This window comes from Streptomyces sp. LUP30 (assembly GCF_001746365.1).
Taxonomy (GTDB): domain Bacteria; phylum Actinomycetota; class Actinomycetes; order Streptomycetales; family Streptomycetaceae; genus Streptomyces.
In genome coordinates this window covers 101,707-127,924 of the sequence record NZ_MJAJ01000020.1, presented here as the reverse complement: position 1 = coordinate 127,924, position 26,218 = coordinate 101,707, and the positions used below count along the sequence as shown (strand labels likewise).

The 26,218-nt window shown below is 71.8% G+C and carries 24 protein-coding genes; 13 read left to right on the top strand and 11 right to left on the bottom strand.

Annotated elements, in window-relative coordinates; all coding sequences use genetic code 11:
• Nucleotides 1-23 precede the first annotated feature (23 nt).
• Nucleotides 24-980 (bottom strand): chitosanase, encoded by a 957-nt coding sequence (locus tag BG482_RS18780; protein WP_069770213.1) that lies wholly within the window; start codon nucleotides 978-980, stop codon nucleotides 24-26.
• A 364-nt stretch (nucleotides 981-1,344) separates the two neighbouring features.
• Here BG482_RS18780 and BG482_RS18770 point away from each other — a divergent pair, with 364 nt between their 5' ends.
• Nucleotides 1,345-3,021 (top strand): cytochrome bc complex cytochrome b subunit, encoded by a 1,677-nt coding sequence (locus BG482_RS18770; RefSeq protein ID WP_069770211.1) that lies wholly within the window; start codon nucleotides 1,345-1,347, stop codon nucleotides 3,019-3,021.
• Nucleotides 3,022-3,039: 18 nt separating this feature from the next.
• Here BG482_RS18770 and BG482_RS18765 read toward each other — a convergent pair whose 3' ends face one another.
• Nucleotides 3,040-3,612, bottom strand: a complete 573-nt coding sequence (locus BG482_RS18765; RefSeq protein WP_069770210.1) for a TetR/AcrR family transcriptional regulator — start codon at nucleotides 3,610-3,612, stop codon at nucleotides 3,040-3,042.
• A 117-nt stretch (nucleotides 3,613-3,729) separates the two neighbouring features.
• Between BG482_RS18765 and BG482_RS18760 the strand changes: the two genes are divergently transcribed.
• Nucleotides 3,730-4,221 (top strand): FBP domain-containing protein, encoded by a 492-nt coding sequence (locus BG482_RS18760; RefSeq protein WP_069770209.1) that lies wholly within the window; start codon nucleotides 3,730-3,732, stop codon nucleotides 4,219-4,221.
• On the opposite strand, the gene BG482_RS18755 is transcribed toward BG482_RS18760, so the two are convergent.
• The gene (locus BG482_RS18755; RefSeq protein WP_069770232.1) at nucleotides 4,199-5,176 is read right to left on the bottom strand and encodes an acyl-CoA dehydrogenase family protein; all 978 of its coding nucleotides are present in this window, start codon (nucleotides 5,174-5,176) and stop codon (nucleotides 4,199-4,201) included. The two genes, BG482_RS18760 and BG482_RS18755, sit on opposite strands and share 23 nt — an antisense overlap.
• Nucleotides 5,177-5,199: 23 nt before the next feature.
• A complete protein-coding gene (locus tag BG482_RS18750) occupies nucleotides 5,200-6,342 on the bottom strand; it encodes an acyl-CoA dehydrogenase family protein (protein ID WP_069770231.1) in 1,143 nt (380 codons plus the stop codon).
• Nucleotides 6,343-6,402: 60 nt separating this feature from the next.
• Here BG482_RS18750 and BG482_RS18745 point away from each other — a divergent pair, with 60 nt between their 5' ends.
• From BG482_RS18745 to BG482_RS18735, 3 genes are all read left to right on the top strand, one after another.
• Entirely contained in the window at nucleotides 6,403-7,191 is a 789-nt protein-coding gene (locus BG482_RS18745; RefSeq protein WP_069770208.1) for an SDR family oxidoreductase, read from the top strand.
• 26 nt (nucleotides 7,192-7,217) lie between these two features.
• Complete coding sequence (locus BG482_RS18740; RefSeq protein ID WP_069770207.1) at nucleotides 7,218-7,850, top strand: TetR/AcrR family transcriptional regulator; 633 nt, start codon at nucleotides 7,218-7,220, stop codon at nucleotides 7,848-7,850.
• A 67-nt stretch (nucleotides 7,851-7,917) separates the two neighbouring features.
• Nucleotides 7,918-9,075 carry an acetyl-CoA C-acetyltransferase gene (locus BG482_RS18735; protein WP_069770206.1) on the top strand — a complete coding sequence of 386 codons (1,158 nt, stop codon included), beginning with the start codon at nucleotides 7,918-7,920 and terminating at the stop codon, nucleotides 9,073-9,075.
• Here BG482_RS18735 and BG482_RS18730 read toward each other — a convergent pair.
• Genes BG482_RS18730 through BG482_RS18715 form a run of 4 tightly spaced genes read right to left on the bottom strand, consistent with a single transcriptional unit; the run spans nucleotide 9,059 to nucleotide 12,423 of the window.
• Nucleotides 9,059-10,117, bottom strand: coding sequence for a nitronate monooxygenase family protein (locus BG482_RS18730; RefSeq protein WP_069770205.1), 1,059 nt, complete (start codon nucleotides 10,115-10,117; stop codon nucleotides 9,059-9,061). The genes BG482_RS18735 and BG482_RS18730 overlap by 17 nt on opposite strands.
• Entirely contained in the window at nucleotides 10,117-10,836 is a 720-nt protein-coding gene (locus BG482_RS18725) for a CoA-transferase subunit beta (protein ID WP_069770204.1), read from the bottom strand. Before BG482_RS18725 ends, BG482_RS18730 begins: the two co-directional genes overlap by 1 nt.
• Nucleotides 10,833-11,669: a CoA transferase subunit A gene (locus tag BG482_RS18720; protein WP_069770203.1), complete on the bottom strand. Its 837-nt coding sequence runs from the start codon at nucleotides 11,667-11,669 to the stop codon at nucleotides 10,833-10,835. The genes BG482_RS18725 and BG482_RS18720 overlap by 4 nt, the downstream gene beginning before the upstream one ends.
• Nucleotides 11,662-12,423 (bottom strand): enoyl-CoA hydratase family protein, encoded by a 762-nt coding sequence (locus tag BG482_RS18715; protein ID WP_069770202.1) that lies wholly within the window; start codon nucleotides 12,421-12,423, stop codon nucleotides 11,662-11,664. Before BG482_RS18715 ends, BG482_RS18720 begins: the two co-directional genes overlap by 8 nt.
• 54 nt (nucleotides 12,424-12,477) lie before the next feature.
• Here BG482_RS18715 and BG482_RS18710 point away from each other — a divergent pair, with 54 nt between their 5' ends.
• Nucleotides 12,478-13,218: an SDR family oxidoreductase gene (locus BG482_RS18710; RefSeq protein WP_069770201.1), complete on the top strand. Its 741-nt coding sequence runs from the start codon at nucleotides 12,478-12,480 to the stop codon at nucleotides 13,216-13,218.
• A 1-nt stretch (nucleotide 13,219) separates the two neighbouring features.
• Complete coding sequence (locus BG482_RS18705; protein ID WP_069770200.1) at nucleotides 13,220-14,149, top strand: SDR family oxidoreductase; 930 nt, start codon at nucleotides 13,220-13,222, stop codon at nucleotides 14,147-14,149.
• A 71-nt stretch (nucleotides 14,150-14,220) separates the two neighbouring features.
• On the opposite strand, the gene BG482_RS18700 is transcribed toward BG482_RS18705, so the two are convergent.
• Nucleotides 14,221-15,153, bottom strand: a complete 933-nt coding sequence (locus tag BG482_RS18700) for a hypothetical protein (RefSeq protein ID WP_069770199.1) — start codon at nucleotides 15,151-15,153, stop codon at nucleotides 14,221-14,223.
• A gap of 85 nt (nucleotides 15,154-15,238) precedes the next feature.
• Between BG482_RS18700 and BG482_RS18695 the strand changes: the two genes are divergently transcribed.
• A complete protein-coding gene (locus BG482_RS18695) occupies nucleotides 15,239-15,604 on the top strand; it encodes a chorismate mutase (protein ID WP_069770198.1) in 366 nt (121 codons plus the stop codon).
• A gap of 114 nt (nucleotides 15,605-15,718) precedes the next feature.
• On the top strand, nucleotides 15,719-18,217 hold the full coding sequence (gene pepN, locus BG482_RS18690) for an aminopeptidase N (RefSeq protein ID WP_069770197.1): 2,499 nt from the start codon (nucleotides 15,719-15,721) through the stop codon (nucleotides 18,215-18,217).
• Between the two features lie 105 nt (nucleotides 18,218-18,322).
• Here pepN and BG482_RS18685 read toward each other — a convergent pair whose 3' ends face one another.
• The gene (locus BG482_RS18685; protein WP_176741416.1) at nucleotides 18,323-18,907 is read right to left on the bottom strand and encodes a GNAT family N-acetyltransferase; all 585 of its coding nucleotides are present in this window, start codon (nucleotides 18,905-18,907) and stop codon (nucleotides 18,323-18,325) included.
• A gap of 170 nt (nucleotides 18,908-19,077) precedes the next feature.
• Here BG482_RS18685 and BG482_RS18680 point away from each other — a divergent pair, with 170 nt between their 5' ends.
• Nucleotides 19,078-20,445, top strand: coding sequence for an aminotransferase class V-fold PLP-dependent enzyme (locus BG482_RS18680; RefSeq protein ID WP_069770196.1), 1,368 nt, complete (start codon nucleotides 19,078-19,080; stop codon nucleotides 20,443-20,445).
• A complete protein-coding gene (locus BG482_RS18675; RefSeq protein ID WP_069770195.1) occupies nucleotides 20,442-21,908 on the top strand; it encodes a lysine N(6)-hydroxylase/L-ornithine N(5)-oxygenase family protein in 1,467 nt (488 codons plus the stop codon). Before BG482_RS18680 ends, BG482_RS18675 begins: the two co-directional genes overlap by 4 nt.
• A 55-nt stretch (nucleotides 21,909-21,963) precedes the next feature.
• On the opposite strand, the gene BG482_RS18670 is transcribed toward BG482_RS18675, so the two are convergent.
• A complete protein-coding gene (locus BG482_RS18670; RefSeq protein ID WP_069770194.1) occupies nucleotides 21,964-23,778 on the bottom strand; it encodes a bifunctional UDP-sugar hydrolase/5'-nucleotidase in 1,815 nt (604 codons plus the stop codon).
• A 149-nt stretch (nucleotides 23,779-23,927) separates the two neighbouring features.
• Here BG482_RS18670 and BG482_RS18665 point away from each other — a divergent pair, with 149 nt between their 5' ends.
• Nucleotides 23,928-24,629, top strand: coding sequence for an SIMPL domain-containing protein (locus tag BG482_RS18665; RefSeq protein WP_069770193.1), 702 nt, complete (start codon nucleotides 23,928-23,930; stop codon nucleotides 24,627-24,629).
• A gap of 149 nt (nucleotides 24,630-24,778) precedes the next feature.
• Nucleotides 24,779-26,215, top strand: a complete 1,437-nt coding sequence (gene pyk / locus BG482_RS18660) for a pyruvate kinase (protein ID WP_069770192.1) — start codon at nucleotides 24,779-24,781, stop codon at nucleotides 26,213-26,215.
• The last annotated feature ends 3 nt before the right edge of the window (nucleotides 26,216-26,218 follow it).

The window sequence follows — 26,218 nt, the reverse complement described above, 5'->3', positions numbered from 1 at the left end:
TGGGTACGGCGTCCGGGCGTCCCCTACGGAGCCCGGAACGTCTCCCCGTACACCTGCCAGCGCAGCGGCGGACGCAGATCGAGGTTGCCCTCCCGCAGGAAGCTGCGCTGGGTGGTGTCGACGCGTGAGGTGTCGACGCCGGGGTGCCGGATCAGCATGGCGCGGCGGCGCGCGTCGAGGAACGCGCCGAGGTAGGCGGCCTGGTCGCCGCCCTGGGCCGGGGTGGGGGCCTGGCGCATCGCACGGGCGCGGATGCCGTCGAAGCTGGTCGGGCCCGTGCCCGGGCCGTGGAAGACGAGGGCGTCGTAGTAGATGAACTGGCCCAGCGCGCCCAGCCCGTCGGCCCGTCCCCGACGCACCGCCGGGTCGAAGTAGACGCGGTCGCGCTCGGCGTCCTGCGCGGCCCGGAAGGCGGGGACCCGGGACTCGGCGCGCCAGGCGTCCGGGAAGCCCGGGTCGAGACCCTCGTGCGAGTCGCTGCCGTCGACGCGGCGCAGGGCGGGCAGGTAGCGCGCGAGCGCGTTGTCAGGGTGGGCGCGTGTGTAGCCCTCGACGAGGGCGAGCAGATCGTGGGTGCCGGTGCAGAAGCCGATCAGGCCCGCGGTGTAGCCCTGGCCGTCGCCGATGTCCTCGACATAGCCGTACGCGCTGCGCCAGTTCAGGGTTCCGTTCTCCGCGCTGGCCACGATCTGCTGGGCGAGTTCCTTCTGTGCCGGGGCGGCGAGGCCGGGCACGCCCGCCCGCGCCCCGGCCGCGGGAAGGGCGGGCCGTGCGGGGCGCCGGGGCGGCGCGGATCGTCCGGCCTGCGCGGGGCGTTCGGGCTGTGCCGACCGGGCGGACTGCGCGCGGCGTTCGGCCTGTGCGGGGTGTCCGAGCCACACCGGGCCCTCGTCCTGGGCGGTTTGTGCGGTCTGCGAGGGGGTGAGCAGGTACACCGTCGACGCCACTGCGGCGCAGACCAGGGCGGCGGCACGTTTCATGCCGCACACCCTAGAGCGGGAATGTCTTGTTCCTTGTCATTTCATCCTCATTAGCCGGTGTGCGAACAGATGGGCGAGCGGCAGTCCGACTTCCCGTGCAGGCTCGACGAGCTGCCCGTGCCGGTGAGGCGGGCCGTCGACAACGCCGTTCTCCTGCACGCCGGTTCGGGCCGGCGCGCGGGCCCGGACGCGGAGCTGTACGACCGGCCGGGGCGAGAGGTTCCCGCGCCGGCCGACGGCCGTACAGGCCCGGGGGAGCGTCATGACGTAGCGGGTTCCGCCGCCCGCGGTCGTCCGCACCGTTGGCTCCGCCGGTCCTACGTGCCACCCTGAGGAGGTTGATCCGAGGGGGAGGCGACGGTGCATGGCTGACGGCGCGCGATCGGTGAACGAGGGCGCGGACGACGGGAGTTCGCGGCGACGGGGTGAGCCCGGCCGGGGCGAGCGGGTCGCCGACTGGGCCGACGGGCGGCTGGGTCTGTACGCGCTGGCCAGAGCCAATCTGCGCAAGGTGTTCCCGGACCACTGGTCGTTCATGCTGGGCGAGATCTGTCTGTACAGCTTCCTCGTCCTGCTCCTGACCGGCGTGTACCTCACCCTGTTCTTCGAGCCGAGCAGCGCCGAGGTCGTCTACCACGGCACGTATGTCCCGCTCGACGGCGTCACCATGACGAAGGCCTACGAGTCGACCCTGCACATCAGCTTCGACGTGCGCGGCGGGCTGCTGATCCGGCAGATCCACCACTGGGCGGCGCTGGTCTTCGTCACCGGCATGCTCGTGCACATGATGCGGGTGTTCTTCACCGGCGCGTTCCGCAAGCCGCGCGAGGTCAACTGGCTTTTCGGCTGGCTGCTGTTGTTCCTCGGCATCCTCACCGGACTGACCGGCTACTCGCTCCCCGACGACCTGCTGTCCGGCACCGGCGTACGGTTCGCGGACGGCGCGATCCTGTCCGTCCCGATCGTCGGCACGTACCTGTCGTTCTTCCTGTTCGGCGGGGAGTTCCCGGGGCACGACATCATCTCGCGGTTCTTCCCCATCCATGTGCTGCTGCTGCCCGGGATCATGCTGGGGCTCGTCGTCGCCCATCTCATCCTGGTGTTCTTCCACAAGCACACCCAGTACCCGGGGCCCGGACGCGATCAGAAGAGCGTGGTCGGCATGCCGTTCATGCCGGTCTACATGGCGAAGGCGGGCGGGTTCTTCTTCCTGGTCTTCGGCGTTCTCGCGGTGATGGGCGCGATCGCGAGCGTCAACCCGGTGTGGGCGTTCGGCCCCTACCGCCCGGACCTGGTGACGACCGGCGCCCAGCCCGACTGGTACCTCGGCTTCTCCGAGGGGCTGATCCGGGTGATGCCGGGATGGGAGATCGACGCCTGGGGCCACACCCTGGAGCTGGGCGTGCTCATCCCCTTCTCCCTGTTTCCGTTGATCCTGCTCGCCATCGGCGTCTATCCGTTCGTCGAGGCGTGGATCACCGGGGACCGGCGCGAGCACCACATCCTGGACCGGCCGCGCAACGCGCCCGTGCGCACCGGCCTCGGGGCGGCCTGGCTGGCGCTGTACGCGGTGCTGCTGATCGGCGGCGGCAACGACATCGTCGCCACGCATCTGCATCTGTCCATCAACGCGATCACCTGGTTCGTGCGGGTGTCCGTGTTCGCCGCCCCGGTGGTCGCCTTCACGGTGACCAAGCGGATCTGTCTGGGGCTGCAGCGCCGCGACCGCGACACGGTCCTGCACGGCCGGGAGACCGGAACCGTCAAACGGCTGCCGCACGGCGAGTACGTCGAGGTCCACGCACCCCTGAGCCGGGACCGGCTGTTCACCCTCACCCAGCACGAGCAGAGCCCGCCTTACGCGATCGGGCCGCTCGTCGACCACAACGGCGTGCGGCGGCAGGTCACCGTGTCCCAGCGGCTGCGGGCGCGCCTCGCGCGGGCCATGTTCGGCGCCGGCAGCCGTGTCCCCAAGCCGACGTCCGAGGAGTACCGGGAGCTGACCGGCGGGCACGGCCACGGCCCCGGACACGGGCGCTGACGCCGCCCGGCCCGGCCCTCACCGCTCGGGCGGCCAGTTGCGCAGCAGCACGTCGAGGGCGTCCAGGATCCGCGTCCAGGTCTCCTGGGTGTCGGGGGCGCTGTGGCTGAAGCCGCCGCCCAGCTCCAGGCTGACGTATCCGTGGAAGACGCTGCCCAGCAGGCGGACGGCGTGCGTCTGGTCCGGCTCGGCGAGGTCGTAGCCGCGCAGGATCGCGCGGGTCATCCGGGCGTGCCGGCCGCCCGCGCTCGCGGCCGCCGCCTCGGGGTCCAGTCGCAGCTGGGCCGCCGCGTAGCGGCCGGGGTGCTCGCGGGCGTAGTCGCGGTAGACGTCGGCCAGCGCGGTCAGGGCGTCCTTGCCGGCCCGCCCGGCCAGGGCGACGTCGCCCCGGTCGGCGAGCTCGGCCAGCGCCAGCAGGGCGATCCGGGTGCGCAGATCGTCGGAGCTCTTCACGTGCGAGTACAGGCTCGCGACCTTGACGTCGAAACGTCTGGCCAGCGCCGAGACGGTCACCTGGTCGAAGCCCACCTCGTCGGCGAGTTCCGCGCCCGCCCGGACCAGGCGTTCCGTGCTCAGCCCTACGCGCCCCATGATCGTCTCCCGCCCGGATCCGCCGCCGCGGCGACCTGTCTGACGACGGCCATTATGCGCTACCCGTAAAATCTTAACCATTTGCCTAAAACCTTTAGGCAAATTAGCCTGCCAATTATGAAGCCGCTGACCGAACAAGAGATCCGCGCCGCCTTCGTGAACTGCACCAAGGGCGAGGCCAAGCGCCTGACCGTGCCGCGCGACCTCGCCGACCGGCCCTGGGACGACCTCGACTACCTGGGCTGGCGGGACCCCCAGGCCCCCGACCGGGCCTACCTCGTCGCGGAGCTGGACGGCTGGCCCCGAGCCCTCCAGCTGCGCTCGACCGCCTCCGGCTCCTGGCAGGCCCGGCGCAGCATGTGCACGATGTGCCTGACCACCCACTCCGGCGGCGTCTGCCTGATGGTCGCGCCCAAGGCGGGCAGGGCCGGCCAGCAGGGCAACTCCGTGGGGGCCTACATCTGCAGCGACCTCGCCTGCTCGCTGTACGTGCGCGGCAAGCGGGACGCGGGCGCCGGGGCCCGGCTGCACGAGACGATCACGCTGGAGGAGAAGATCGCACGCACCGTGGCCAACCTCGCCGCGTTCATCGCCAAGGTGACCGGCTGAGAACCTGCCCGTGGGCGCGCAGTACCTCCGCCCGGCACTCGTCCGGCGTGCCCCAGGCCGTGCGCAGGGCGCGGGCCTTGGTGAGCCAGAGCGACAGGTCGTGCTCCGCCGTGTAGCCGATCGCGCCGTGCAGCTGGAGCGCGGCGCGCGCGCCCGCGTACGCCGCCTCGCCCGCGCTCGCCTTCGCCGCCGCGACGTCCGCCGCCGTCATCGTCACGGCGGCCCCCAGCACCAGGGGCCGGGCGAACTCCAGGGCGATCTTCACGTCCGCCAGCCGGTGCTTGACCGCCTGGAACGAGCCGATGGGCGCCCCGAACTGGACGCGCCGGCCGACATGGGCCACCGTCCGCTCCAGCAGTGCCAGACCGACGCCGAGGGCCTGCGCGGCGGTGGCGAGCCGGGCCCACCGCAGCGCCCGGTCCATCGCGGGAGCCGAGGTGAGCAGTTCGCCGCCCGGCAGCAGACGGGTCAGTCGGCGGGCGGGGTCCAGGGACGCCCGCACCGGACCGTGACCGGGGGCCAGCCGCAGCCCGTCGGCGCCCAGCGCCAGCCGGAGCGTGACCGCGTCGCCGTCCAGGGCGTAGGAGCCCTCGCGGGCCACCGTCGCCGCCGACCGGCCCGAGGCCAGCGCCGCGAGGAACCGCTCGGCGGGCCCCGGGTCGAGCAGCAGGGCCGCCGCGGCGACCGTCTCCACCAGCGGGCCCGGGACCGCGTGCCGCCCCAGCTCCACGAAGGCCACGGCCAGCTCCACCGGCCGGGGCCCGAGCCCCTCGTACTTCTCGGGGACCGCCAGGGCGAAGACGCCCGCGTCGGCGATCCGGGACCACAGCGCCCACCCGCGCGCCCGGTCCCCCCGGCTCCAGTCGCGGACCGCCGCCGCCGTGTCGGCAGCGCCCAGCATCGCGTCCAACGACTGCGCGAACGCCCGCTGTTCGGCGTCCAGCAGGAACCGCATCGGCGCGGGCGCCTGCGACGAGGTCATGTACGGCGTCCCTTCGGCAGGCCGAGCAGCCGCTCGGCGACGATGTCGCGCTGGATCTCGTTGGCGCCCGCGTAGATCGGCCCGGCGAGGGAGAAGACGTACCGCTCGGCCCAGTCCGTGTCGCCCCGCTCCCCTTCCTCGCCCAGCAGATCCAGCGCCGTCTCGTGCAGCGCTATGTCGTACTCGGACCAGAAGACCTTGTTCAGGCTCGACTCCGGGCCGAGCCGCTCGCCGGCCAGGAAGCGGGAGGCGGCCGCGCAGGTGAACAACTGGTACGCGCGAGCGCCGATCAGGGCGTCGGCGACCCGGTTCGCGGCGCCGGGCGGACTGCCCCGGTCCTGCCACAGGGCGTGCAGGCGCTCGGCCGAGGCGAGGAAGCGGCCCGGGGAGCGCAGGGTGAGCCCGCGCTCGTTGGCCGCCGTCGACATCGCGATCCGCCAGCCCTCGCCGGGCGAGCCGATCACGTCCTCGTCGGGCACGAACACCTCGTCCAGGAACAACTCCGCGAAGGCCGGCTTCCCGTCCAGCCGGCCGACGGGCCGGACGGTGACGCCGGGGGCCCGCAGGTCGAACATGAAGTAGCCGAGGCCCCGGTGCGGCGCGCCGGCGTCGGGATCGGTGCGGAACAGGCCGAAAGCGCGATCGGCGAAGGCCGCGCGCGAGGACCACGCCTTCTGGCCGCTCAGCCGCCAGCCGCCGTCCGCGCGGACCGCCCTGGAGCGCAGCGCCGCCAGGTCGGAGCCGGCCTCCGGCTCCGACCAGGCCTGCGCCCACACGACCTCGCCGGCGGCCATCGCGGGCAGCACACGGGATCGCTGCTCCTCGGTGCCGTGGTCGAACAGGGTGGGGGCGAGCAGGCTCACACCGTTCTGGCTCACCCGGCCCGGGGCGCCGGCCGCGTAGTACTCCTCCTCGAACAGCAGCCAGCGCGTCAGCCCGCAGTCCCGGCCGCCGTAACGCGTCGGCCAGTTCACCGCCGACCAGCCGCCCGCCGCCAGCTCCGCCTCCCACGCGCGATGCGCGGCGAAGCCCTCGGCGGTCTCCAGGGAGGGCAGCGGCTCCGCCGGCACATGGGCCCGCAGCCAGGCCCGGGCCTCGGCGCGGAACGCCTCGTCGGCGGGGGAGTGTGCGAGGTCCACGGCCACCCTCTTTCCCGGACGTTCTTCCCTAACAAGTGTTTGGTAGGTTAGCGTGCTGTCATGACGAACGTCGAGGGTCCGCCGTACGTTCCCGGGCACGCGCTGCTCGACGGGCGCACCGCGGTGATCACCGCGGCGGCCGGCGCGGGCATCGGCGGAGCAACCGCGCGCCGCTTCCTCGAAGAGGGCGCGCGCGTCCTCATCAGCGACGCCCACCCACGCCGCCTCAAGGCCTACGAGGCCGAACTCGCCGAGGAGTTCGGCCCGGCGGCGGTGGCGGCACAGCCCTGCGACGTCACCGACGAGCACCAGGTGCGCGCCCTGTTCGACGCCGCCGTCGCGGCGCACGGACGGCTGGACGTCGTCGTCAACAACGCGGGACTGGGCGGCACCTCACCGCTCGCCGAGATGAGCGACGAACAGTGGACGCAGGTCCTGGACGTCACGCTGAACGGCACCTTCCGGTGCACCCGGGCCGCCCTGCGGCGGATGCGGACGAGCGGCGGCGGCGTCATCGTCAACAACGCCTCGGTCGTCGGCTGGCGCGCCCAGGCCGGACAGGCGCACTACGCCGCCGCGAAGGCCGGCGTGATGGCGCTGACCCGCTGCGCGGCCGTCGAGGCGGCCGCCTACGGGGTGCGGGTCAACGCCGTCTCGCCGAGCCTGGCCATGCACCCGCACCTGGTGAAGGTCACCACGCCCGAACTGCTGGCCGAGCTCACCGAACGCGAGGCCTTCGGGCGGTACGCCCAGCCCTGGGAGGTGGCCAACGTGATCGTCTTCCTGGCGTCGGGCTACTCCTCCTACATGACGGGTGAGGTCGTCGCCGTCAGCAGCCAGCACGCCTGACGACCGGAGCAGCCCACAATGGACCCGTGCCGACCAAGAAGAAGCCCCAGGTGACCGCCGCGCCCGCGCGCCGCGGCGAACTGCTCAACACGGCCGCCGAGGTCTTCGCCGAGCAGGGTTACAACGCCACCACCGTGCGCAAGATCGCCGACCACGCGGGCATGCTCGCGGGCAGCCTCTACTACCACTTCGACTCCAAGGAATCGATGCTCGAGGAGATCCTGCGCACCTTCCTCGACGAGCTGTGGGACGGCTACGACACCGTCCTGGCCGCCGGCGACGGCCCTCGCGAGACGCTCGAAGCGCTGGTCACCGAGTCGTTCCGGGAAATCGACCGGCACCGCGCCGCCGTCGCCATCTACCAGAAGGAGAGCCGCCAGCTCGTCGCGCAGGAACGGTTCGCGTTCCTCGCCGACTCGCAGCGCAGGTTCGAGAAGGCGTGGCTGTCCACGCTGGAACGCGGCGTGGCGGAAGGGGCCTTCCGCGCCGACCTCGACGTCCGGCTCACCTACCGCTTCGTCCGCGACACCGTCTGGGTCGCCGCGTCCTGGTACCGGCCGGGCGGACAGCACAGCCCGGAGGAGATCGCCCGGCAGTACCTGTCGATGGTGCTGGACGGAATCGCCCTGCGCCGGCAGCACAAGAACAGCAGCACCTGAACAACAGCACCTGAACAGCCGACCGTGAACAGTCCGAGCAAGTGCCCCTTTCCCTGAGGGAGTCGCCATGGCCGAGGCCTACATCGTCGAAGCGGTCCGTACGCCCGTGGGGCGGCGCGCAGGAGGTCTGTCCGGGGTGCACCCGGCCGATCTCGGGGCGCACGTGCTCAAGGAACTCGTCTCACGGGCGGGCGTCGACCCGGCGGCCGTCGAGGACGTCGTCTTCGGCTGTCTGGACACCGTCGGGCCGCAGGCCGGGGACATCGCGCGGACCTGCTGGCTGGCCGCGGGACTGCCCGAGGAGGTGCCGGGCGTGACCGTGGACCGCCAGTGCGGCTCCTCGCAACAGGCCGTGCACTTCGCCGCGCAGGGCGTGCTGTCGGGGACGCAGGACCTGGTCGTCGCGGGCGGCGTGCAGAACATGTCGCAGATCCCGATCGCGTTCGCCACCCGGCAGGCCGCCGAGCCGCTCGGCTTCACCCAGGGCCCCTTCGCGGGCAGCGAGGGCTGGCGCGCCCGCTACGGGAACCGGCCCGTCAACCAGTTCGCCGGCGCGGAGATGATCGCCGCCAAGTGGGGCATCACCCGCCGGGACCAGGAGGAGTTCGCCCTGCGCTCGCACCGGCGGGCCGTCCGCGCCCTCGATGAGGGCCGCTTCGCGCGCGAGAGCGTCGCCCTCGGGGAGGTCGCCGCCGACGAGGGCCCACGCCGCGACACCTCCCTGGAGAAGATGGCCGCGCTCAAGCCCGTCATCGACGGCGGTACCGTCACCGCGGCCTGCTCCTCGCAGGTCTCCGACGGCGCGGCCGCCCTGCTGCTGGCCTCCGAGGACGCCGTCCGCGTACACGGGCTGCGGCCCCGGGCCCGCGTGCACCACCTCTCCGTACGCGGCGAGGACCCCATCCGCATGCTCACCGCGCCGATCCCGGCCACCGCCCACGCCCTGAAGAAGACCGGCCTCACGATCGACGACATCGACCTCGTCGAGATCAACGAGGCCTTCGCGCCCGTCGTCCTGGCCTGGCTGAAGGAGACCGGCGCGGACCCGGACAGGGTCAACGTCAACGGCGGCGCGATCGCCCTGGGCCACCCCCTCGGCGCGACCGGCGCGAAGCTGATGACGACCCTCCTGCACGAACTGGAACGCACCGGCGGCCGCTACGGCCTGCAGACGATGTGCGAGGGCGGCGGCCAGGCCAACGTGACGATCATCGAACGGCTCTGAAGCCCTCCAGGACCGCCAGCACCCCGTCCGCCTCACCCATCAGACGCTCCACCAGCTCCGCGCACGACGGCAGGTCGTCGATCACCCCGGCGACCTGCCCGGAGGCCATCACCCCGGCATCCGTGCGCCCCTCCACCATCGCGGACCGCAGCAGCATCGGCGTGTTCGCGGCCATCAGCACCTGACTCCAGGAGAGGTCCTTGCCGTGGCGCAGGGCCAGCCCGTCGCGGGCCATCTGCCGCCAGGTCAGACCCGACAGCCGGCGGAAGGCGGCCGCGTGCCGCACCGCCCGCAGCAGCGCCCTGGCCCGCCCCGCGTCCTCCAGGGCGCCCACCAGCTCCGAACGCAGCATGCGGTGCGGAAGACCGTCCACCGCCCGGGTGACGGTGACGTCCCGCACCGTCGCCGCCAGATACCGGGCCTTCACCGCGTCCGGGACCGGCGAGTCCGAGGTGAGCAGGAACCGCGTGCCCATGGCCACGCCCGCCGCCCCGTACGCCAGCGCCGCCACCACCCCCCGTCCGTCGAAGAACCCGCCCGCCGCCACGACCGGGACGTCCACGGCGTCCACCACCTGCGGCAACAGCACCGTCGTGGCCACCTCGCCGGTGTGGCCCCCGCCCTCGCCGCCCTGCACGATCACCGCGTCCGCGCCCCACGCGGCGACCTTCTCGGCGTGCCGGCGGGCCCCGACGGAGGGGATCACGACCACGCCGGCCGCCTTGAGCTCGGCGATCAGCTCGCGGGAGGGCGCGAGCGCGAAGGACGCCACCCGCACCCCCTCGTCGACGACGATCCGCACCCGCTCGCCCGCGTCCGCCGCGTCGGCCCGCAGATTGACGCCGAACGGCGCGTCCGTGCGCGCCCTCACCTCCCGCACCGCCGCCCGCAGCTGGTCCAGGGTCATCGTGGCGGACGCCAGGACGCCCAGCGCCCCCGCGTTCGCCGCCGCCGACACCAGGCGCGGACCCGCCACCCATCCCATCCCGGTCTGCACGATCGGGTGGCGCACCCCGACCAGCCGGGTCAGTGCCGTCTCCATCAGCCGGCGACCTCCCGCGCGCGAGCCCCGTCCGGATCGATCACCTCACGGATCAACCGCAGTTCCGCAGCGGTCGGCTCACGCGTGTACGGCACCTCGGGCGGGACCACGAGCTCGAAGGCCGTCGCCTCGCGAACCTGCTCTACGCCCACCCCCGGATGCAGCGACGCCAGCCGCATCGAGCGGTCGGGGGTCGCGAAGTCGAAGACGCCGAGGTCGGAGACGACCCGCGGGATGCGGTGGTGGCGCGCGCCGCCTGCACGGTCGTGGCCCACCCCGCACACCATGTCGACCTTTTCCACGAACACCCGCCGCGAATGCCTGGGCACCCAGTAACTGGTCGGATTGTTCAGGGTGTTGACCGGAGCGCCCCGCACGCCGAGCAGCTGGCGCACCGGTTTCGCCCAGTCGCCGATGCAGGAGATGTTCTGGTTGCCGTACCGGTCGATCTGGCTCGCGCCCATCATCACGTGCCGCCGCCCCCCGGTGACCAGCTCCAGATGCGAGCGGTAGGGCAGCCAGCCCTCCACCGTGCCGTCGGCGTCGACGAGCAGCGCCTCGCCGTCGGTCAGGAGCAGCTCCGGAGAGAACGTCCGCCGGGCGAGCCGCGCGCCGACCGAGGGGATCACGCCCATCGGGCTCGCCAGGATCTCGCCCGCCCCCCGCCACGCCTCCGCGCAGGCGACGACGCAGTACTCCGCCCGTGTCACCGCGCTCATGTCGCCTCCCCGGCCGCCGCCTGGTACGCCTGTTCGTCCCCGGCGAGGAACCGGGCCGCGAACTCCGGCCACGGCGTGGTCGCATAGAGCTTCTGGAACGCCTCGTCCCGGCCGTAGTCGGGGGCGCAGGACGTGAAGTGCGCTCCGTGGGGCGCCTCGACGACGCCCGTCACCGTGTGCCGCTTGATCAGCAGCGACTGCGGCGGCGCCTCCTTCGTCAACTCGGCCGTGTCGACGATCCGTTCGCAACTGACGTACGCCGCGTCCGCGGCCTCGCAGAAGAGGTCGTCGAAGTACGGGTCCGGGCCCAGGTACTGTCCGTTGCCCCGCCGGTCGGCCCGGTTGACGTGCACCAGGGCCGCGTCCAGCCGCAGGGCCGGCATCGCCACGAACGTCTCCCCGTCCTCGTACGGCGACGTCACCGTCCGCAGCCCGGGGTTGACCCGCATCACGTCCGAGCCGAGGCCCGCGCGCACCGGCAGGAACGGCAGCCGGTGCGCGGCCGCGCGCAGCCCCCACAGGAACATCGCCTCGTCGACCTCCGTCAGCTCGAAGGCCCCCCGCTCACGGGCCGCCCGGTAGTGCGGTTCCAGGGGGATCGAGTCGAGGGTGGCGAACGCGGCGACCAGCCTGCGGATGCGTCCGGCCGCCGCGAGCATGCCGACGTCCGGGCCGCCGTACGAGACCACCGTGAGGTCGGTGACCGGCGAGCGCAGCAGCGCCCGCACCAGGGCCATCGGCTTGCGCCGCGAACCCCAGCCGCCGATGCCGACGGTCATGCCGCTCTCCAGACGGGAGACGGCCTCGTCGGCGCTCATCGTCTTGTCACTCACCCGAGCCCCTCTCGTCGGCTGCCGAGCCGAACCTGTCGCGCACCCGGTCGGCGACCCCGCCGACGCTCGCCTCGTAGGTGAAGCCCTGCTCGAAGCGGTAGCTGCGGCGCACGTCCACCGGGTCGATGCCGTTGAGAGCCGCCTTCGCCAGCCGCAGCAGCTCGCCGTCCTTCGCGGCGATCTCCGCGGCCAACTCCAGCGCGGCCCGCTCCAGTTCGTGCGGGGGAGTCACCCGCCACACCGAGCCGTGCGTGTGCAGCTCGGCCGCCGAGACCGTCCGCGCGGTGTAGTAGAGGGCCCGCAGCAGATGCTGGGGCACCAGCCGGGCCAGATGCGTGGCCGCGCCCAGCGCACCCCGGTCCAGCTCGGGCAGCCCGAACACGGCGTCCTCGCTCGCCACGATCACGTCCGCGTTGCCCACCAGGCCGATCCCGCCGCCCAGACAGAAGCCGCGCACCGCCGCCACCACGGGGACCTCGCACTCGTACACCGCCGCGAAGGCCTCGAAGCAGCCCCGGTTGGCGCCGACGAGCGCCTCGCCGCCCCGCGCCTGGATCTCCTTGATGTCGACGCCCGCGTTGAACCCCCGCCCCTCGGCCGCGAGCACCACGCAGTGCGTCGCCGGATCGCGGCCTGCCGCGCGCACCGCGTCCGCCAGGGCGAACCAGCCGGCCACCGGCAGCGCGTTCACCGGCGGGAAGTCGACCACGACCAGCGAAATCCCCTTTTCCGGGGACGAGGTGGAGACACCCATGGAAGCATCAGCTACCTTTCCACCAAACGTTTGTTAGGTGGAAGGTAGCAGCGAATGGAGCTGAACGGGAAGGTCGCCGTCGTCACCGGCGGCACCCGCGGCGTGGGCGCCGGCATCGCGCGCTCCCTCGCCCACGCGGGCGCCGACGTCGTCGTCTGCGCCCGCCGCCCGCCGCACACCCCCCTCGAACACGCCCGCTTCGTCCCACTCGACGTATGCGACGCCGACGCCGTCCACGCCTTCTTCGCCGAACTGCCCCGACTGGACGTCCTCGTCAACAACGCCGGCGGCGCCCCCTACCGGCCGCTCGCCCACGCCGACGCCCGACGGCACGCGCGCGTCATCGAACTCAACCTCCTCGCCCCCCTGACCGTGTCCCTGGCCGCCCACGACCACCTCTCCCGCAGCCAGGGCTCCGTCCTGATGATCGGCAGCGTCAGCGGGGCCCGCCCCTCACCCGGAACCGCCGCATACGGCGCGGCCAAGGCCGGCCTGGAGAGCCTCGCCCGCTCCATGGCCGTGGAATGGGCGCCCCGGGTGCGGGTGAACACCCTGGTCGTCGGAATGGTCCGCACCGAGCGGAGCCACCTGCACTACGGCGGCGACGACGGCCTGCGCGCCGTCGCCCGCACCGTCCCCCTCGGCCGGCTCGCCGACCCCTCCGACGTCGGCGCCGCGGCCGTCTTCCTCGCCTCCGACGCCGCCCGCTACATCAGCGGCGCGAGCCTGCTCCTCCACGGAGGCGGCGAACGCCCCGCCTTCCTCGACGCCGCAACGGCCAACAAGGAGACCTGAGATGAGCGCACTCTGCGACGGACGGGTCGTCGTCGTCACCGGCGCCGGACGCGGCCTCGGACGCGCCCACGCCCTCGCCTTCGCCGCACAGGGAGCCCGCGTCGTCGTCAACGACCTCGGAGTCGCCCTGGACGGCGCCCCCCACCCTCCCGGCCCCACCGGCGCCCGCCCCGACGGCCCGGCCGCCGCTGTGGCCGCCGAGATCCGCGCCGCCGGCGGCGAGGCGATCGCCCACGGCGGGGACATCGCCACCTCCGAGGGCGCCTCCTCCCTCGTCACGACCGCCCTGGAGACCTACGGCCGCCTCGACACCCTCGTCAACAACGCCGGATTCCTGCGCGACCGCATGCTCGTCAACCTCGACGAGGACGACTGGGACGCCGTCCTGCGCGTCCACCTCAAAGGCCACTTCCTCACCCTGAAACACGCGGCCGCACACTGGCGCGCGCAGACCAAGGCCGGCCGCACACCGGACGCGCGCGTCGTCAACACCTCCAGCGGCGCCGGACTGCTCGGCTCCGTCGGACAGGGCAACTACAGCGCCGCCAAGGCCGGCATCGTCGCCCTGACCCTCGTCGCCGCCGCCGAACTCGCCCGTTACGGCGTCCAGGTCAACGCGATCGCCCCGGCCGCCCGCACCCGCATGACACAACGCACCTTCGCCGAGACCATGGCCGCCCCCGCCACCGGCTTCGACGCCATGGCGCCCGAGAACGTCTCCCCGCTCGTCGTCTGGCTCGGCTCGGCGGCGAGCGACGGCGTCACCGGACGCGTCTTCGAGACCGAGGGCGGCCGCATCACCGTCATGGACGGCTGGCGCCCGGGCCCGACCGCGGACCGCGGCGCGCGCTGGAGCGCCGCCGAGGCGGGGGAGACGGTACGGAAACTGCTGACGGCCGCGGCGCCCCCCGGAGCGGTCTACGGCGCCTGAACCGCCCCGGAAACGTCCGTGCTCCCGCACCACGGATGACCACCCGCCCGCCCGCACGCCCGCACGACGGTCTACGTGTCGCACTCCAGCACCGTGCGGCACAGCCCGCACCGGGCCCGCACCCGGCCCCGCACCGGCACCCGGATCCGCTGGTGACAGGTGGGACACGGGAACGTCACCCGCAACGGCCCGGCCGGATCAGCCGCGAACGCGTACGGCACGTCCCCCGCGCCCGCGTCCCCCGCCGACCCGCGCCCCTGCGCCGGCCCGTGCCCCTGCCCATGGCCCTGCGCCTGACGACGGTCACGGGCGTAGCGCCGACGGCCCGTCCAGCCCGCCGCCGTCAACGGCGGCTGCCGCTCGTCACGACGGGCCCGCTCCCACCCCCGCTCGTACGCCGTGTACGCCTGCGCACTGGTGAACCACACCGACGGATCCTCACCGAACGCCGACGACCGCTTCGCCAGCACGTACCCGAACTCCTCCGGCGTGAGATACCCCAGCTTCTGCGACGACGCACCGTCCTCCCGGTACGCGTCCAGCAGCAGCCACCCCGCCCCCAGATACGTCGTCGCCGTGTCCGTGAGGATCTCGTTGTCCCGCGTCCCCGGGAACGACAGATCCACCCGATGCAGATACACATGCATGATCTCGTGCGCCAGCGCCGCACCGATGTCCCGCCGATGCCCCCGGAAACGGTCGTTCAGCTCCACGAAGTACTCCGGGCCCGCCGTCAGCTCCACGTTCGCCGCATGCTGCATCTCACGGAACGCCACGATCATCCGCGCGTCCGGCAACCGGAAATGCCGCACCAGCTCGCGCGCCACCCGCTGCGTCCCCAGATGCAGATCATCCGTGTCGCAGAACGCCACATCGGCAGGCGGCACACTCGTCGAGAACTGCTGGACGGTGTCGTACGACAACCGCCGGTACAACGCCGTGACAGCCGCCCGCACCGTCTCCAGATGCGGAAAACCGTGCTCGACCGGTCCGCCGTCGGCCACGCCACCACCCCCAGGACGCGTGCACCCGATTCCACTGTACGGGCAGCGCGTCCCCCCGCGAAGACATGCCCTAGGGTGATCGCCCATGACCACCAGCAACACCCCCACCGGCGACGCCTGCGGACCCGGCGCCCCCGCCGTCGACCCCGCCGTCCGCGAAGAGCTCGCCCGGCTGCGCGACAGCATCGACAACATCGACGCGGCCGTCGTCCACATGCTCGCCGAACGCTTCAAGGCCACCCAGCAGGTCGGCCACCTCAAGGCCCGCCACCAGCTGCCCCCCGCCGACCCCGCCCGCGAGGCCCGCCAGATCGAGCGGCTGCGCACCCTCGCCGAGAACGCCAAACTCGACCCCGCGTTCGCCGAGAAGTTCCTCACCTTCATCATCGCCGAGGTCATCCGCCACCACGAGCGCATCGCCGAGGACACCGCGGCCCCCACCGGCGGCTGACCGGCCGGCCGCCCCGGCGCTCCGGCCCTGCGGCGCTCCGGCGCGAGAAGCGACATAGCGCGCGTACCGATCCGCCCCTGTGCCCGGCCTGCGGTATCAGGCAGCATGTCGTGCATGTCCGTACTGACGCGCGACGAAGCGCTAAGCCGTGCCAAGCTCCTCGACGTCCACCGCTACACCATCGAGCTCGACCTGACGACCGGCGACGAGACCTTCGAATCCGTCACCGTCATCCGGTTCGCCGCGCGCGCCAACGGGGGCACCTTCGTCGAGGTCAGGCCCGACACACTGCACTCCGTCACCCTCGACGGCGAGCCCCTCGACCCCGGGACGCTCGACGGCGGCCGGCTCGTCCTCGACGGCCTCACCGCCGGCGACCACGAACTGCGCGTCCGCGCCGCCATGCGCTACTCCCGCACCGGCGAGGGCATGCACCGCTTCACCGACCCCACCGACGGCGAGACCTACGTCTACACCCAGCTGTTCATGAACGACGTGCAACGCGTCTTCGCCGCCTTCGACCAGCCCGACCTCAAGGCCGTCTTCGACGTGTCGGTGAAAGCCCCCGACAATTGGACCGTCCTCACCAACGGCATCGCCGAACACCTCGGCGAAGGCCGCTGGCAGGCCGCCCCCACCCCCCTCGTCTCCACCTACCTCGTCGCCGTCGCCGCCGGCCCCTGGCACACCGTGCGCACCGAACACGCCGGACTGCCCTTCGGCCTGCACTGCCGCCGCTCCCTGGCCCCCTACCTCGACGCGGACGCCGACGAACTCCTCGACATCACCCGCGCCTGCTACGACCGCTACCACGAGAAGTTCGAAGAGCCCTACCCCTTCGACTCCTACGACCAGGCGTTCGTCCCCGAGTTCAACGCCGGCGCCATGGAGAACCCCGGCCTCGTCACCTTCCGCGACGACTTCGTCTACCGCTCCGCCGTCACCGACACCGAACGCCAGACCCGCGCCATGGTCATCGCCCACGAGATGGCCCACATGTGGTTCGGCGACCTCGTCACCCTCCAGTGGTGGGACGACATCTGGCTCAACGAGTCGTTCGCCGAGTACATGGGCTACCAGACCCTCACCGAAGCCACCCGCTTCACCGACACCTGGACCGACTTCGGCGTCGTCCGCAAATCCTGGGGCTACGACGCCGACCAACGCCCCTCCACCCACCCCGTCGCCCCCGAGAACGTCGACGACACCGCCTCCGCCCTGCTCAACTTCGACGGCATCTCCTACGCCAAGGGCGCCTCCGCCCTGCGCCAACTCGTCACCTGGCTCGGCGAGAAGAACTTCCTCGCCGGCATCAACACCCACTTCGCCCGCCACAGGTTCGCCAACGCCACCCTCGCCGACTTCATCGACTCCCTCGCCGCCCACACCGACCGCGACGTCCACGCCTGGGCCGACGCCTGGCTGCGCACCACCGGAGTCGACACCCTCACCCCCACCGTCAGCGGCGCCAACGGCGACCGCACCCTGACCGTCGCCCACCACGGCAGCCGCCCCCACCGCGTCGCCGTCGGCCTCTACGACCTCGACCTCGCCGACGAGGGCCGCCACCTCACCCTGCGCCGACGCCTCGAAGTCGACATCCCGCAGAGCGCCCCCCAGCCCATCGGCAAGCTCCCCGCCCTCCTCCTGCTCAACGACGGCGACCTCACCTACACCAAGATCCGCTTCGATCCCGAGTCCTTCACCACCGTCCGCAGCAACCTCTCCGGCCTGCCCGACCCGCTCACCCGCGCCGTCGTCTGGAACGCCCTGCGCGACGCCGTCCGCGACGGAGAACTCGCCCCCGCCGCCTACCTCGAAGCAGCCCGCGCCCACCTCCCGCAGGAAACAGACCTCGCCCTCACCCAAGGCGTCCTCGCCTTCGCCGCCGGCCAGATCGCCGACCGCTACGTCACCCCCGAAGAGCGCCCCGCCGCCCTCGCCACCCTCACCACCCTGTGCCGCGACCTCATCCGCCGCACCGAGGACGGCGACCACCCCGGCCTGCGCCTCATCGCCGTACGCCACTTCATCGCCGTCGCCGCCCACCCCGACACCATCGCCGCCTGGCTCGCCGACGGCATCGTCCCCGGCGGCCCCGAACTCGACCCCGACCTGCGCTGGCGCATCCTCGCCCGGCTCGCCGTCCTCGGCGCCACCGACGCCGAAGCCATCGCCGCCGAACTCGACGCCGACCCCTCAGCCACCGGCCGGGAAGGCGCCGCCCGCTGCCGCGCCGCCCTCCCCGACGCGGCCGCCAAGGAACAGGCCTGGGCGGCCATGTTCTCCTCCGACGGCCTCTCCAACTACCTCTTCAACGCCACCGCCCAGGGCTTCTGGCAGCCCGAGCAGACCGACCTCGTCAGCGGCTACGTCCCCCGCTTCTTCGAGGACGCCGTCACCGTCGCCGCCCGCCGCGGCCCCGCCATCGCCGAGGCCGTAGGACGCTGGGCGTTCCCCGCCCACGCCGTCGACCCCGAGATCCTGCGCCTGGGCGAGCAGTGCCTCGCGACCGCCGGACCCACCCCCGCCCTGCGCCGCAAACTCGTCGACCAACTCGACGACCTCACCAGGGCGCTGCGAGTCCGCACCACCGGCCTGCCCCAGCGGTGACCGACCGGCGGGCCGCCGGTGACCGGCCCGCGGCCCGCCGATGCCGACCCGTCCCCGCTCCCACGAAAACGGCGGACCCGCCCGCCCGAGCCGACGCGCAGACCCCTACAGCGGGCCCCGGCGCAGCTCAGCCCGGCGCACGCCCCCTTCACGCGGTCCCGCACGCCGGTTGCCCACCCCGGCAGCCGGCGTCGGCCCCGGATCCTCCAGGACGAAGCCCGACCGCTCCAGGAAGCGTTCCCCCGGCGCCCATCCCGGCGGGACCGTCGCCGTCACCCGCGTGACGCCCCCCGCACGCGCCAGCAACGCGCCGGCCACCGCCCGCCCCAGGCCCCGCCGCCGGGCCTCCGGCGCCAGCAGGAACATGCCCACCGCCACCGCACCCGGCTCCGGATGATCCCGCACGGCGTCCACCACGCCCGCCACCACACCCGCCCACTCCACCAGCAGCACCACCTTGTCCTGCGGCGCCGCCCCCTCCGGCAGCGCATAGAACAGGCTCTGCACGTCACCCGGCGCCGACGGCAGCCCCGTCGCCGCGACGAACCAGTCCTCGCACTCCTCGAACAGCGCGAGCAGCGCGGCCTCGTCCCCGGGACCCGGCTCACGCACCACCACCGGCTCACCCTCCCACTCCAACTCCCACCCCGACTCCCACTCCCGCCCCGGCACAGACTCCTGCCTTCCCACGCACCACACCTCGCTCGACCGTAGACGTCCGGCAGGGGCCCACACCCCCACCCGCATTCCCCCTACGGGAGTACCCCCTTTCGAGTACCGATCTCCGAGCTTTCGCGCGCGCCCACGCAACCCCGTACAAGCTGGAATCCCGCTGCCCCGCGCCAGCCCGGAGGAGCCCCATGAGCACGCCGCCCCTCGCCTCAGGCCCCCAAGGCCCCGACGCCCTCAGGCCGTTGCTCGCGACCGTCCTCGACGCCCTCGACGCCGGCGCCCGCTCACGCGGCGGCCCGCTCCCCGCCGGCGGACCCGACGCCGTGACCGCCCGACTCGCCCACACCGTGGGCGACATCCTGCCGACCCACGGCGACCCCCACGCCCTGCGCACCCTCGTACACGCCCTCGCCGAAGGCTCCGCCGACCCCGCCCACCCCCACTGCGCCGCCCACCTGCACTGCCCGCCCCTCGCCGTCGCCACCGCAGCCGACCTCGCCGCCTCCGCCCTCAACCCCTCCCTCGACTCCTGGGACCAGGCCCCCGCCGCCTCCGCCCTCGAAACCCTCGTCACCCGCGCCCTCGCCGCCCTCGCCGGCCTCGCCGACGCCCTCGTCACCACCGGCGGCACCGAAGCCAACCACCTCGCCCTCCTCCTCGCCCGCGAAACCCACGGCCCCACCCTCCACCTCGTCTGCGGAGCGAACGCCCACCACTCCCTGCCCCGCGCCGCCTGGCTCCTCGGCCTCCCCCCACCCCTCATCCTCCCCACCCCCACCGGCACCCTCGACCCCACCGCACTCCACCAGGCCCTCACCACCCGCCCCCACCCCCACCCACCCGTCGTCGTGGCCGCCACCGCAGGCACCACCGACGCAGGCCTCATCGACCCCCTCCCCGCCATCAGCGACCTGTGCCGCACCCACGGCGCCCGCCTCCACATCGACGCCGCCTACGGAGGCGGACTCCTCTTCAGCGACCGCCACCGCCCCAAACTCGCCGGCCTCGACACCGCCCACACCGTCACCCTCGACCTGCACAAAATCGGCTGGCAACCCGCCGCCGCCGGACTCCTCGCCGTCCACGACCCCCACGACCTCACCGCCCTGCACCACCACGCCGACTACCTCAACGCCGCCGACGACACCGACGCCGGCCTCCCCGACCTCCTCGGCCGCTCCCTGCGCACCACCCGCCGACCCGACGTCCTCAAGATCGCCGCCACCCTCAAAACCCTCGGCCGCACCGGCCTCGGCGCCCTCGTCGACCAGGTCTGCGACCACGCCCGACACCTCGCCGACCTCATCACCGCACACCCCCGCCTCCAACTCCACGCCCCACCCACCATCAGCACCGTCCTCTTCCGCCCCACCGACGCCACCGACACCACCGTCGCCGAGACCCGCCGCCGCCTCCTCACCGAAGGCCGAGCCGTCCTCGGCCGCGCCCGCCTGGACGGCCGCCTCTGGCTCAAAGCCACCCTCCTCAACCCCCACACCCGCCCCGCAGACCTGACCGCCCTCCTGCACCTGGTGGAAGGAAACACCCCCACATGAGCACGCCCCCACCCCACGACACCGACACCCCCCGCGACCTCGTCGGCATCGGCATCGGCCCCTGCAACCTCTCCCTCGCCGCCCTCGCCCACCCCCTCGCCGAACTCGACGCCGTCTTCTACGAACAACGCCCCCGCTTCGACTGGCACCCCGGCCTCCTCATCGACGGCGCCCGCATCCAGGTCCCCTTCCTCGCCGACCTCGTCACCCTCGCCGACCCCACCAGCCCCTGGACCTTCCTCAACTACCTCAAAACCCACCACCGCCTCTACCCCTTCTACTTCGCCGAGCGCTTCCACACCCACCGCGCCGAATACGACGCCTACTGCCGCTGGGTCGCCGACAACCTCCCCGGACTCCACTTCCGCCACCAGGTCGACGCCGTCCGCTGGAACCCCGAACACGACGTCTTCGAAGTCGACTTCACCCACCTCGACACCGACGGCGAAGCCGAAGCCCTCGGTCGCACCCACACCCGCAACATCGTCCTCGGCATCGGCACCCAGCCCCACATCCCCGACCCCCTGCGCCCCCTCGTCGACGCCCCCGGCGTCCCCGTCGTCCACGCCACCGACTACCTCACCCATCGCGACACCCTCCTCGCCGCCGGCCACATCACCGTCGTCGGCTCAGGACAGTCCGGCGCCGAGATCTTCCTCGACCTCCTCCGCCACCGCCCCACCGGCCGCGAACAACTCCACTGGATCGGCCGCACCCACGCATTCGCCCCCATGGAGTACTCCAAACTCGGCCTCGAACACTTCACCCCCGACTACACCCGCTACTTCCACGCCCTCCCCGAAAACGTCCGAGACCGCCTCACCGACGCCCAATGGCAACTCCACAAAGGCATCGACGCCGGCACCCTCTCCGCCATCCACGACGAGCTCTACCGCCGCACCCTGAACGGCGACTGGCCCGACACCGTCCTCACCCCCGGCGTACGCGTCCGCACCGCAGGACGCATCGCCACCACCAAAATCGAACTCCACCTCGAACACCTCCAGCAGAACACCCGCACCCGCCTCACCACCGACGCCGTCGTCCTCGCCACCGGCCACCGCGAACGCCCCCTCGACCGCATCCTCGCCGGCCTCGACCCCTACATCCGCCGCGACAACAGCGAACGCCCCCGCATCGACGAACACTTCCGCCTCGTCCTCGACCCCTCCGTCACCGCCACCGGCTGCAACGTCTACGTCCAGAACGCCGAACGCCACACCCACGGCGTCGGCACCCCCGACCTCGGCCTCGCCGCCTGGCGCAGCGCCACCATCCTCAACACCCTCACCGCCAAGGAGCCCTACCTCCTCCCCACCCGAACCGCCTTCACCACCTTCGGCCTCGAACAACCACCACAACACCGCATCCCACCCGCCCGACAGGCCCCCACCCTCACCCCCCTCGTCGACCGCCGCCAGCCCCCACCGCCGACCCCCTCCCGCACACGCGAAAGGCGGTGATCACGCAACAGCCGAACCGGCCACCGCGCAACCACCGCCCACCGCCCCGGAACGCCTAGAACACCGGCGTACCGTCCCGCGTCAACTTCCAGTCCACCGACGCGAAGTCCTTCGGGTCCAGCACACCCTTCGCCGTCACCCACTCCGAGATCCGCGTACGGATCTCCGTCGACTCCGACCACAGCTCCTGCGCCGCCGCCACATGCGGGAACGCGCCACCACCGTTGGCCCGGTAGTTGTTCACCGCCAGCACGAACTGCTGCCCGTCCGCCAGCGGCGCACCCTGGAACGTCAGGTTCCTGATCCGCGAACCGGCGGGCTGCGCCACATCGATGTCGTACGACAACCCCGACACGTAGTCGTAGTTGTAATCCGGCCGGTTGTTCGCGTTCGTCAGCTTCTCCACGTCCACCACCACACCGGCAGCCGTCTGCACGAAATACTCCGCCGAATACTCCAGATACGCCCGCACCTGCGCACCCGTCAGCAACTTCGCCACCAACGTGTTGTCGTACACGTACAGGCTCGACAGGTCCCGGATCGTCACCTTGCCCGCCGGGATCTCCGACGTCCGCGAGAACGGCGACGCCTGCGCGATCACCGGCAGCGACGCGTACGACGTCCCCGCCAGCGCCGCCTTCACCACGTCCTCCTGCACCTTCGTGATCAGATCGATGATCGGAGCGTCCTTGTACCGCGCCTCCACCGTCGTCAACGTCTCCGTCGCCGACCCCACCACCTGATTGACGTACTTCACGACCTTCGCGTGCTCGTCGCTCAACAACCTCGTGATCTTCGGATCGTCCGCCACCGTGTTCGAGTTCAACACCTTCGACGAAACCGACTCGACGACCCACCTCCCCTTCTCGAACACCAGCGACACATCGAACACCGACAACCGCTCCGCAAAAGCCAACGGCTCCGAAAGCACCACCGCCCGGCCCGTCTTCGCGTTCGTCACCCGCAGCTCGGGAATCTCCACATGCGCATGCCCGACCAGAATCGCATCGATGTCCGGCACCTGCTGCGCCACCAGAGCCGCGGAATTCTCCACATACGGCAACTGATCACCGTACGACGACGTACCCGACGAACCCGAGTGCGCCGACACGATCACCACATCCGCACCCAGCGACTTCAACCGCGGCACCCACTTCGCCGCCTGCTCCTCCAGACCCGGGAACGCCAGCTTCCCCTGCACATACGCCTTGTCCCAGATGGCGATACCCGGATTCGTCAGACCGAGCACCGCCACCTTCACCGGCGGCGCACCCTTCACACAGAACGTCTTCATCACATACGGCACGAACGCCGGCCGCAACGTCTTCGCGTCCACCGCATTCGCCCCGAGCAACGGGAACCGCAACTGCGACTCGAACTTCCGCAGCGTCTCGATCCCGTAGTTGAACTCGTGATTGCCCAGCGCCGCCGCGTCGTACCCGATCGCGTTCATCGCCTGCGCCATCGGATGCACCGGACCACCCTTGGCGGTGATCGGATCCACCTTCGCGTAGTAATACGTCAGCGGAGTCCCCTGGATCGTGTCACCCGCATCCACCAGGAGCGTGTTCTCGCGCCCCTTCTCCTCCCGGATCCGGTTCACCAGCGTCGAGATACGCGCCAGCCCCTGCGCATTGCCCGCCGCGTCCTTGTACTCCGCGTCCTTGAAGTAGTCCCAGTTGAAGACATGACCATGCAGGTCCGTCGTCCCCATCACCGTCAGCGCGTACCGCTTCGGCTCCCGCACCGGCTTCACCGGCTTCCCCCCGGCCGCCGCCTGAGCCGACGGAGCCGCCACCGCACCCGCGATCGCCACCCCCGCCCCGGTCACAGCGGACTTCTTCAGGAACTTCCGGCGGTTCAACGGCATGTCTCTTACTCCTCGGGGGAAGGCCAATGACGCGCGTAGATTCTGACCCGGCCACGACCGACCGCAACAGGTCCAGGAGGTTGCGATCTGGTGACCAGCACGGTCAACTCCGCCCAGGGAACAGGGAAAGCCGTGACAAGGTAGGACGTATGGCCACCCCCCACGAACCCCCGTACGGCACCCCCCACGCCCCCCTCCTCACCGTCCACGGCCAGGCCGAACTCGAAGTCGACCCCGAGATCGCCCGCCTCGCCGTCACCCTCACCGCCCGCGGCCGCGACCGCCGCACCACCCTCGACGACCTCACCCACCGCAACACCACCGCCCTCACCCTCATCAAGTCCTACGGCCAAGCAGTCGCCGACCTCTCCACCGGCGCCCTGTCGATCACCCCCGAACTCGGCGAACGCAGCCGAGGCGAACACGTCCGCACCTACCACGGCACCCTCCGCCTCACCGCCGACCTCACCGACTTCACCGCCCTCGGCGAACTCACCACCCGCCTCGCCGACCTCGACCTCACCACCGTCGACGGCCCCTGGTGGACCCTCCACCCCCACTCACCCGCCCACCGCCACGCCCGAGAGCAAGCCGTACACGACGCCCTGCAACGAGCCCGGGAATACGCCGAAGCCCTGAACACCACCCTGGCCGCACTGATCCAACTCGCCGACACCGGCTCCGCAGTCACCGGCCTCCACCCCCGAACACACCGCACCGCCCGCATGACCCGATCGGCCGCCATGGCACATGACGAATCCACACCCGAGCCCCTCGACCTCGAACCCCAGCGCCAGCAGGTCAGAGCAGAGGTCAGCGCCCATTTCACGATGAATCCACCACGACTCTGACCGGCCCCCGAATTCACCCGTTCGAGAAAATGCTCATCAGAGCGGAAGACCGCACAATTTATAAGTTGTCAACAACCCTTCACTCAAAGGTTGTTGAGCAGCCATGTGCCACCAATTCCCTACCCACCGGTAAGACATAAGCTCGAAACATGCGCCGAGCAAAAATCGTCTGCACCCTGGGCCCCGCCACCGACACATACGACCAGCTCAAAGCCCTGGTCGACGCCGGAATGGACGTAGCCCGCTTCAACCTCAGCCACGGCACCCACGCCGAACACGAGGAGCGCTACCACCACGTACGCAAGGCCTCCGACGAGACCGGCCACAGCGTCGGAACCCTCGCCGACCTTCAAGGCCCGAAGATCCGCCTCGGCCACTTCACGCAAGGTCCCGTACTCCTCGAACGCGACGACACCTTCACCATCACCGTCGAAGAAGGCGTCGCAGGCGACGGCACCCTCTGCGGCACCACCCACGCCGGCCTCGCCCAGGACGTCACCCCCGGCGAACGCATCCTCGTCGACGACGGCAAAGTCTGCCTCGAAGTCACCCACGTCGACGGCCCACGCGTCCACACCCGCGTCATCGAAGGCGGCGTCATCTCCGACCACAAGGGACTCAACCTCCCAGGCGTCGCCGTCTCCGTCCCCGCCCTCTCCAAAAAAGACGAAGAAGACCTCCGCTGGGCGCTCCGCACCGGCTTCGACGTCATCGCCCTCTCCTTCGTCCGCACCGGCCGCGACATCGTCGACGTCCACCGCATCATGGACGAAGAAGGCCGCCGCCTCCCCGTCATCGCCAAAATCGAAAAACCCCAGGCCGTCGAGAACATCGACGACATCGTCGCCGCCTTCGACGGAATCATGGTCGCCCGAGGCGACCTCGGCGTCGAAATGCCCCTCGAACAGGTCCCGATCGTCCAGAAACGCGCCATCAAACTCGCCAAACGCAACGCAAAACCGGTGATCGTCGCCACCCAGATGCTCGACTCCATGATCGAGAACTCCCGCCCCACCAGGGCGGAAGCCAGCGACGTCGCCAACGCCGTCATCGACGGCACCGACGCCCTCATGCTCTCCGGCGAGACCAGCGTCGGCAAACACCCCATCCAGACCGTCCACACCATGGCGAAAATCGTCGAAGCGGCCGAGCAGGACATCCTCGCCAAAGGCCTCCCCGACCTCACCGAGAACAACAAACCCCGCACCCAGGCCGGCGCCGTCGCCCGCGCCGCCGCCGAGATCGGCGACTTCCTCGACGCGAAATTCCTCGTCGCCTTCACACAGAGCGGCGACACCGTCCGTCGACTCTCCCGCTACCGCTCCCCGATCCCGCTCCTCGCCTTCACCCCCGAACCGGCGACCCGCTCCCAGCTCAACCTGACCTGGGGCGTCGAAACCTTCCTCGGCCCCGCCGTGGCCTCCACCGACGCGATGGTCGACCAGGTCGACGAACTGCTGCTGCGCCACGGCCGCTGCCGCAAGGGCGACGTGGTCGTGATCACCGCAGGCTCCCCGCCCGGCGTCTCGGGCTCGACGAACCTCGTCCGGGTCCACCACGTGGGCGAGGACGACAGCCCGAAGTAGGGG

Excerpts from the sequence above, each read along its gene's own strand:
- BG482_RS18780 (WP_069770213.1), bottom strand. The coding sequence starts at position 980 with ATGAAACGTGCCGCCGCCCTGGTCTGCGCCGCAGTGGCGTCGACGGTG.
- BG482_RS18730 (WP_069770205.1), bottom strand. The coding sequence starts at position 10,117 with ATGGAGACGGCACTGACCCGGCTGGTCGGGGTGCGCCACCCGATCGTG.
- BG482_RS18765 (WP_069770210.1), bottom strand. The coding sequence starts at position 3,612 with ATGGGGCGCGTAGGGCTGAGCACGGAACGCCTGGTCCGGGCGGGCGCG.
- BG482_RS18695 (WP_069770198.1), top strand. The coding sequence starts at position 15,239 with ATGACCACCAGCAACACCCCCACCGGCGACGCCTGCGGACCCGGCGCC.
- BG482_RS18710 (WP_069770201.1), top strand. The coding sequence starts at position 12,478 with ATGGAGCTGAACGGGAAGGTCGCCGTCGTCACCGGCGGCACCCGCGGC.
- BG482_RS18725 (WP_069770204.1), bottom strand. The coding sequence starts at position 10,836 with ATGAGCGCGGTGACACGGGCGGAGTACTGCGTCGTCGCCTGCGCGGAG.
- pyk (WP_069770192.1), top strand. The coding sequence starts at position 24,779 with ATGCGCCGAGCAAAAATCGTCTGCACCCTGGGCCCCGCCACCGACACA.
- BG482_RS18760 (WP_069770209.1), top strand. The coding sequence starts at position 3,730 with ATGAAGCCGCTGACCGAACAAGAGATCCGCGCCGCCTTCGTGAACTGC.
- BG482_RS18745 (WP_069770208.1), top strand. The coding sequence starts at position 6,403 with ATGACGAACGTCGAGGGTCCGCCGTACGTTCCCGGGCACGCGCTGCTC.
- BG482_RS18665 (WP_069770193.1), top strand. The coding sequence starts at position 23,928 with ATGGCCACCCCCCACGAACCCCCGTACGGCACCCCCCACGCCCCCCTC.
- BG482_RS18680 (WP_069770196.1), top strand. The coding sequence starts at position 19,078 with ATGAGCACGCCGCCCCTCGCCTCAGGCCCCCAAGGCCCCGACGCCCTC.
- BG482_RS18675 (WP_069770195.1), top strand. The coding sequence starts at position 20,442 with ATGAGCACGCCCCCACCCCACGACACCGACACCCCCCGCGACCTCGTC.
- BG482_RS18735 (WP_069770206.1), top strand. The coding sequence starts at position 7,918 with ATGGCCGAGGCCTACATCGTCGAAGCGGTCCGTACGCCCGTGGGGCGG.
- pepN (WP_069770197.1), top strand. The coding sequence starts at position 15,719 with ATGTCCGTACTGACGCGCGACGAAGCGCTAAGCCGTGCCAAGCTCCTC.
- BG482_RS18715 (WP_069770202.1), bottom strand. The coding sequence starts at position 12,423 with ATGGGTGTCTCCACCTCGTCCCCGGAAAAGGGGATTTCGCTGGTCGTG.
- BG482_RS18705 (WP_069770200.1), top strand. The coding sequence starts at position 13,220 with ATGAGCGCACTCTGCGACGGACGGGTCGTCGTCGTCACCGGCGCCGGA.
- BG482_RS18755 (WP_069770232.1), bottom strand. The coding sequence starts at position 5,176 with ATGCGGTTCCTGCTGGACGCCGAACAGCGGGCGTTCGCGCAGTCGTTG.
- BG482_RS18670 (WP_069770194.1), bottom strand. The coding sequence starts at position 23,778 with ATGCCGTTGAACCGCCGGAAGTTCCTGAAGAAGTCCGCTGTGACCGGG.
- BG482_RS18770 (WP_069770211.1), top strand. The coding sequence starts at position 1,345 with ATGGCTGACGGCGCGCGATCGGTGAACGAGGGCGCGGACGACGGGAGT.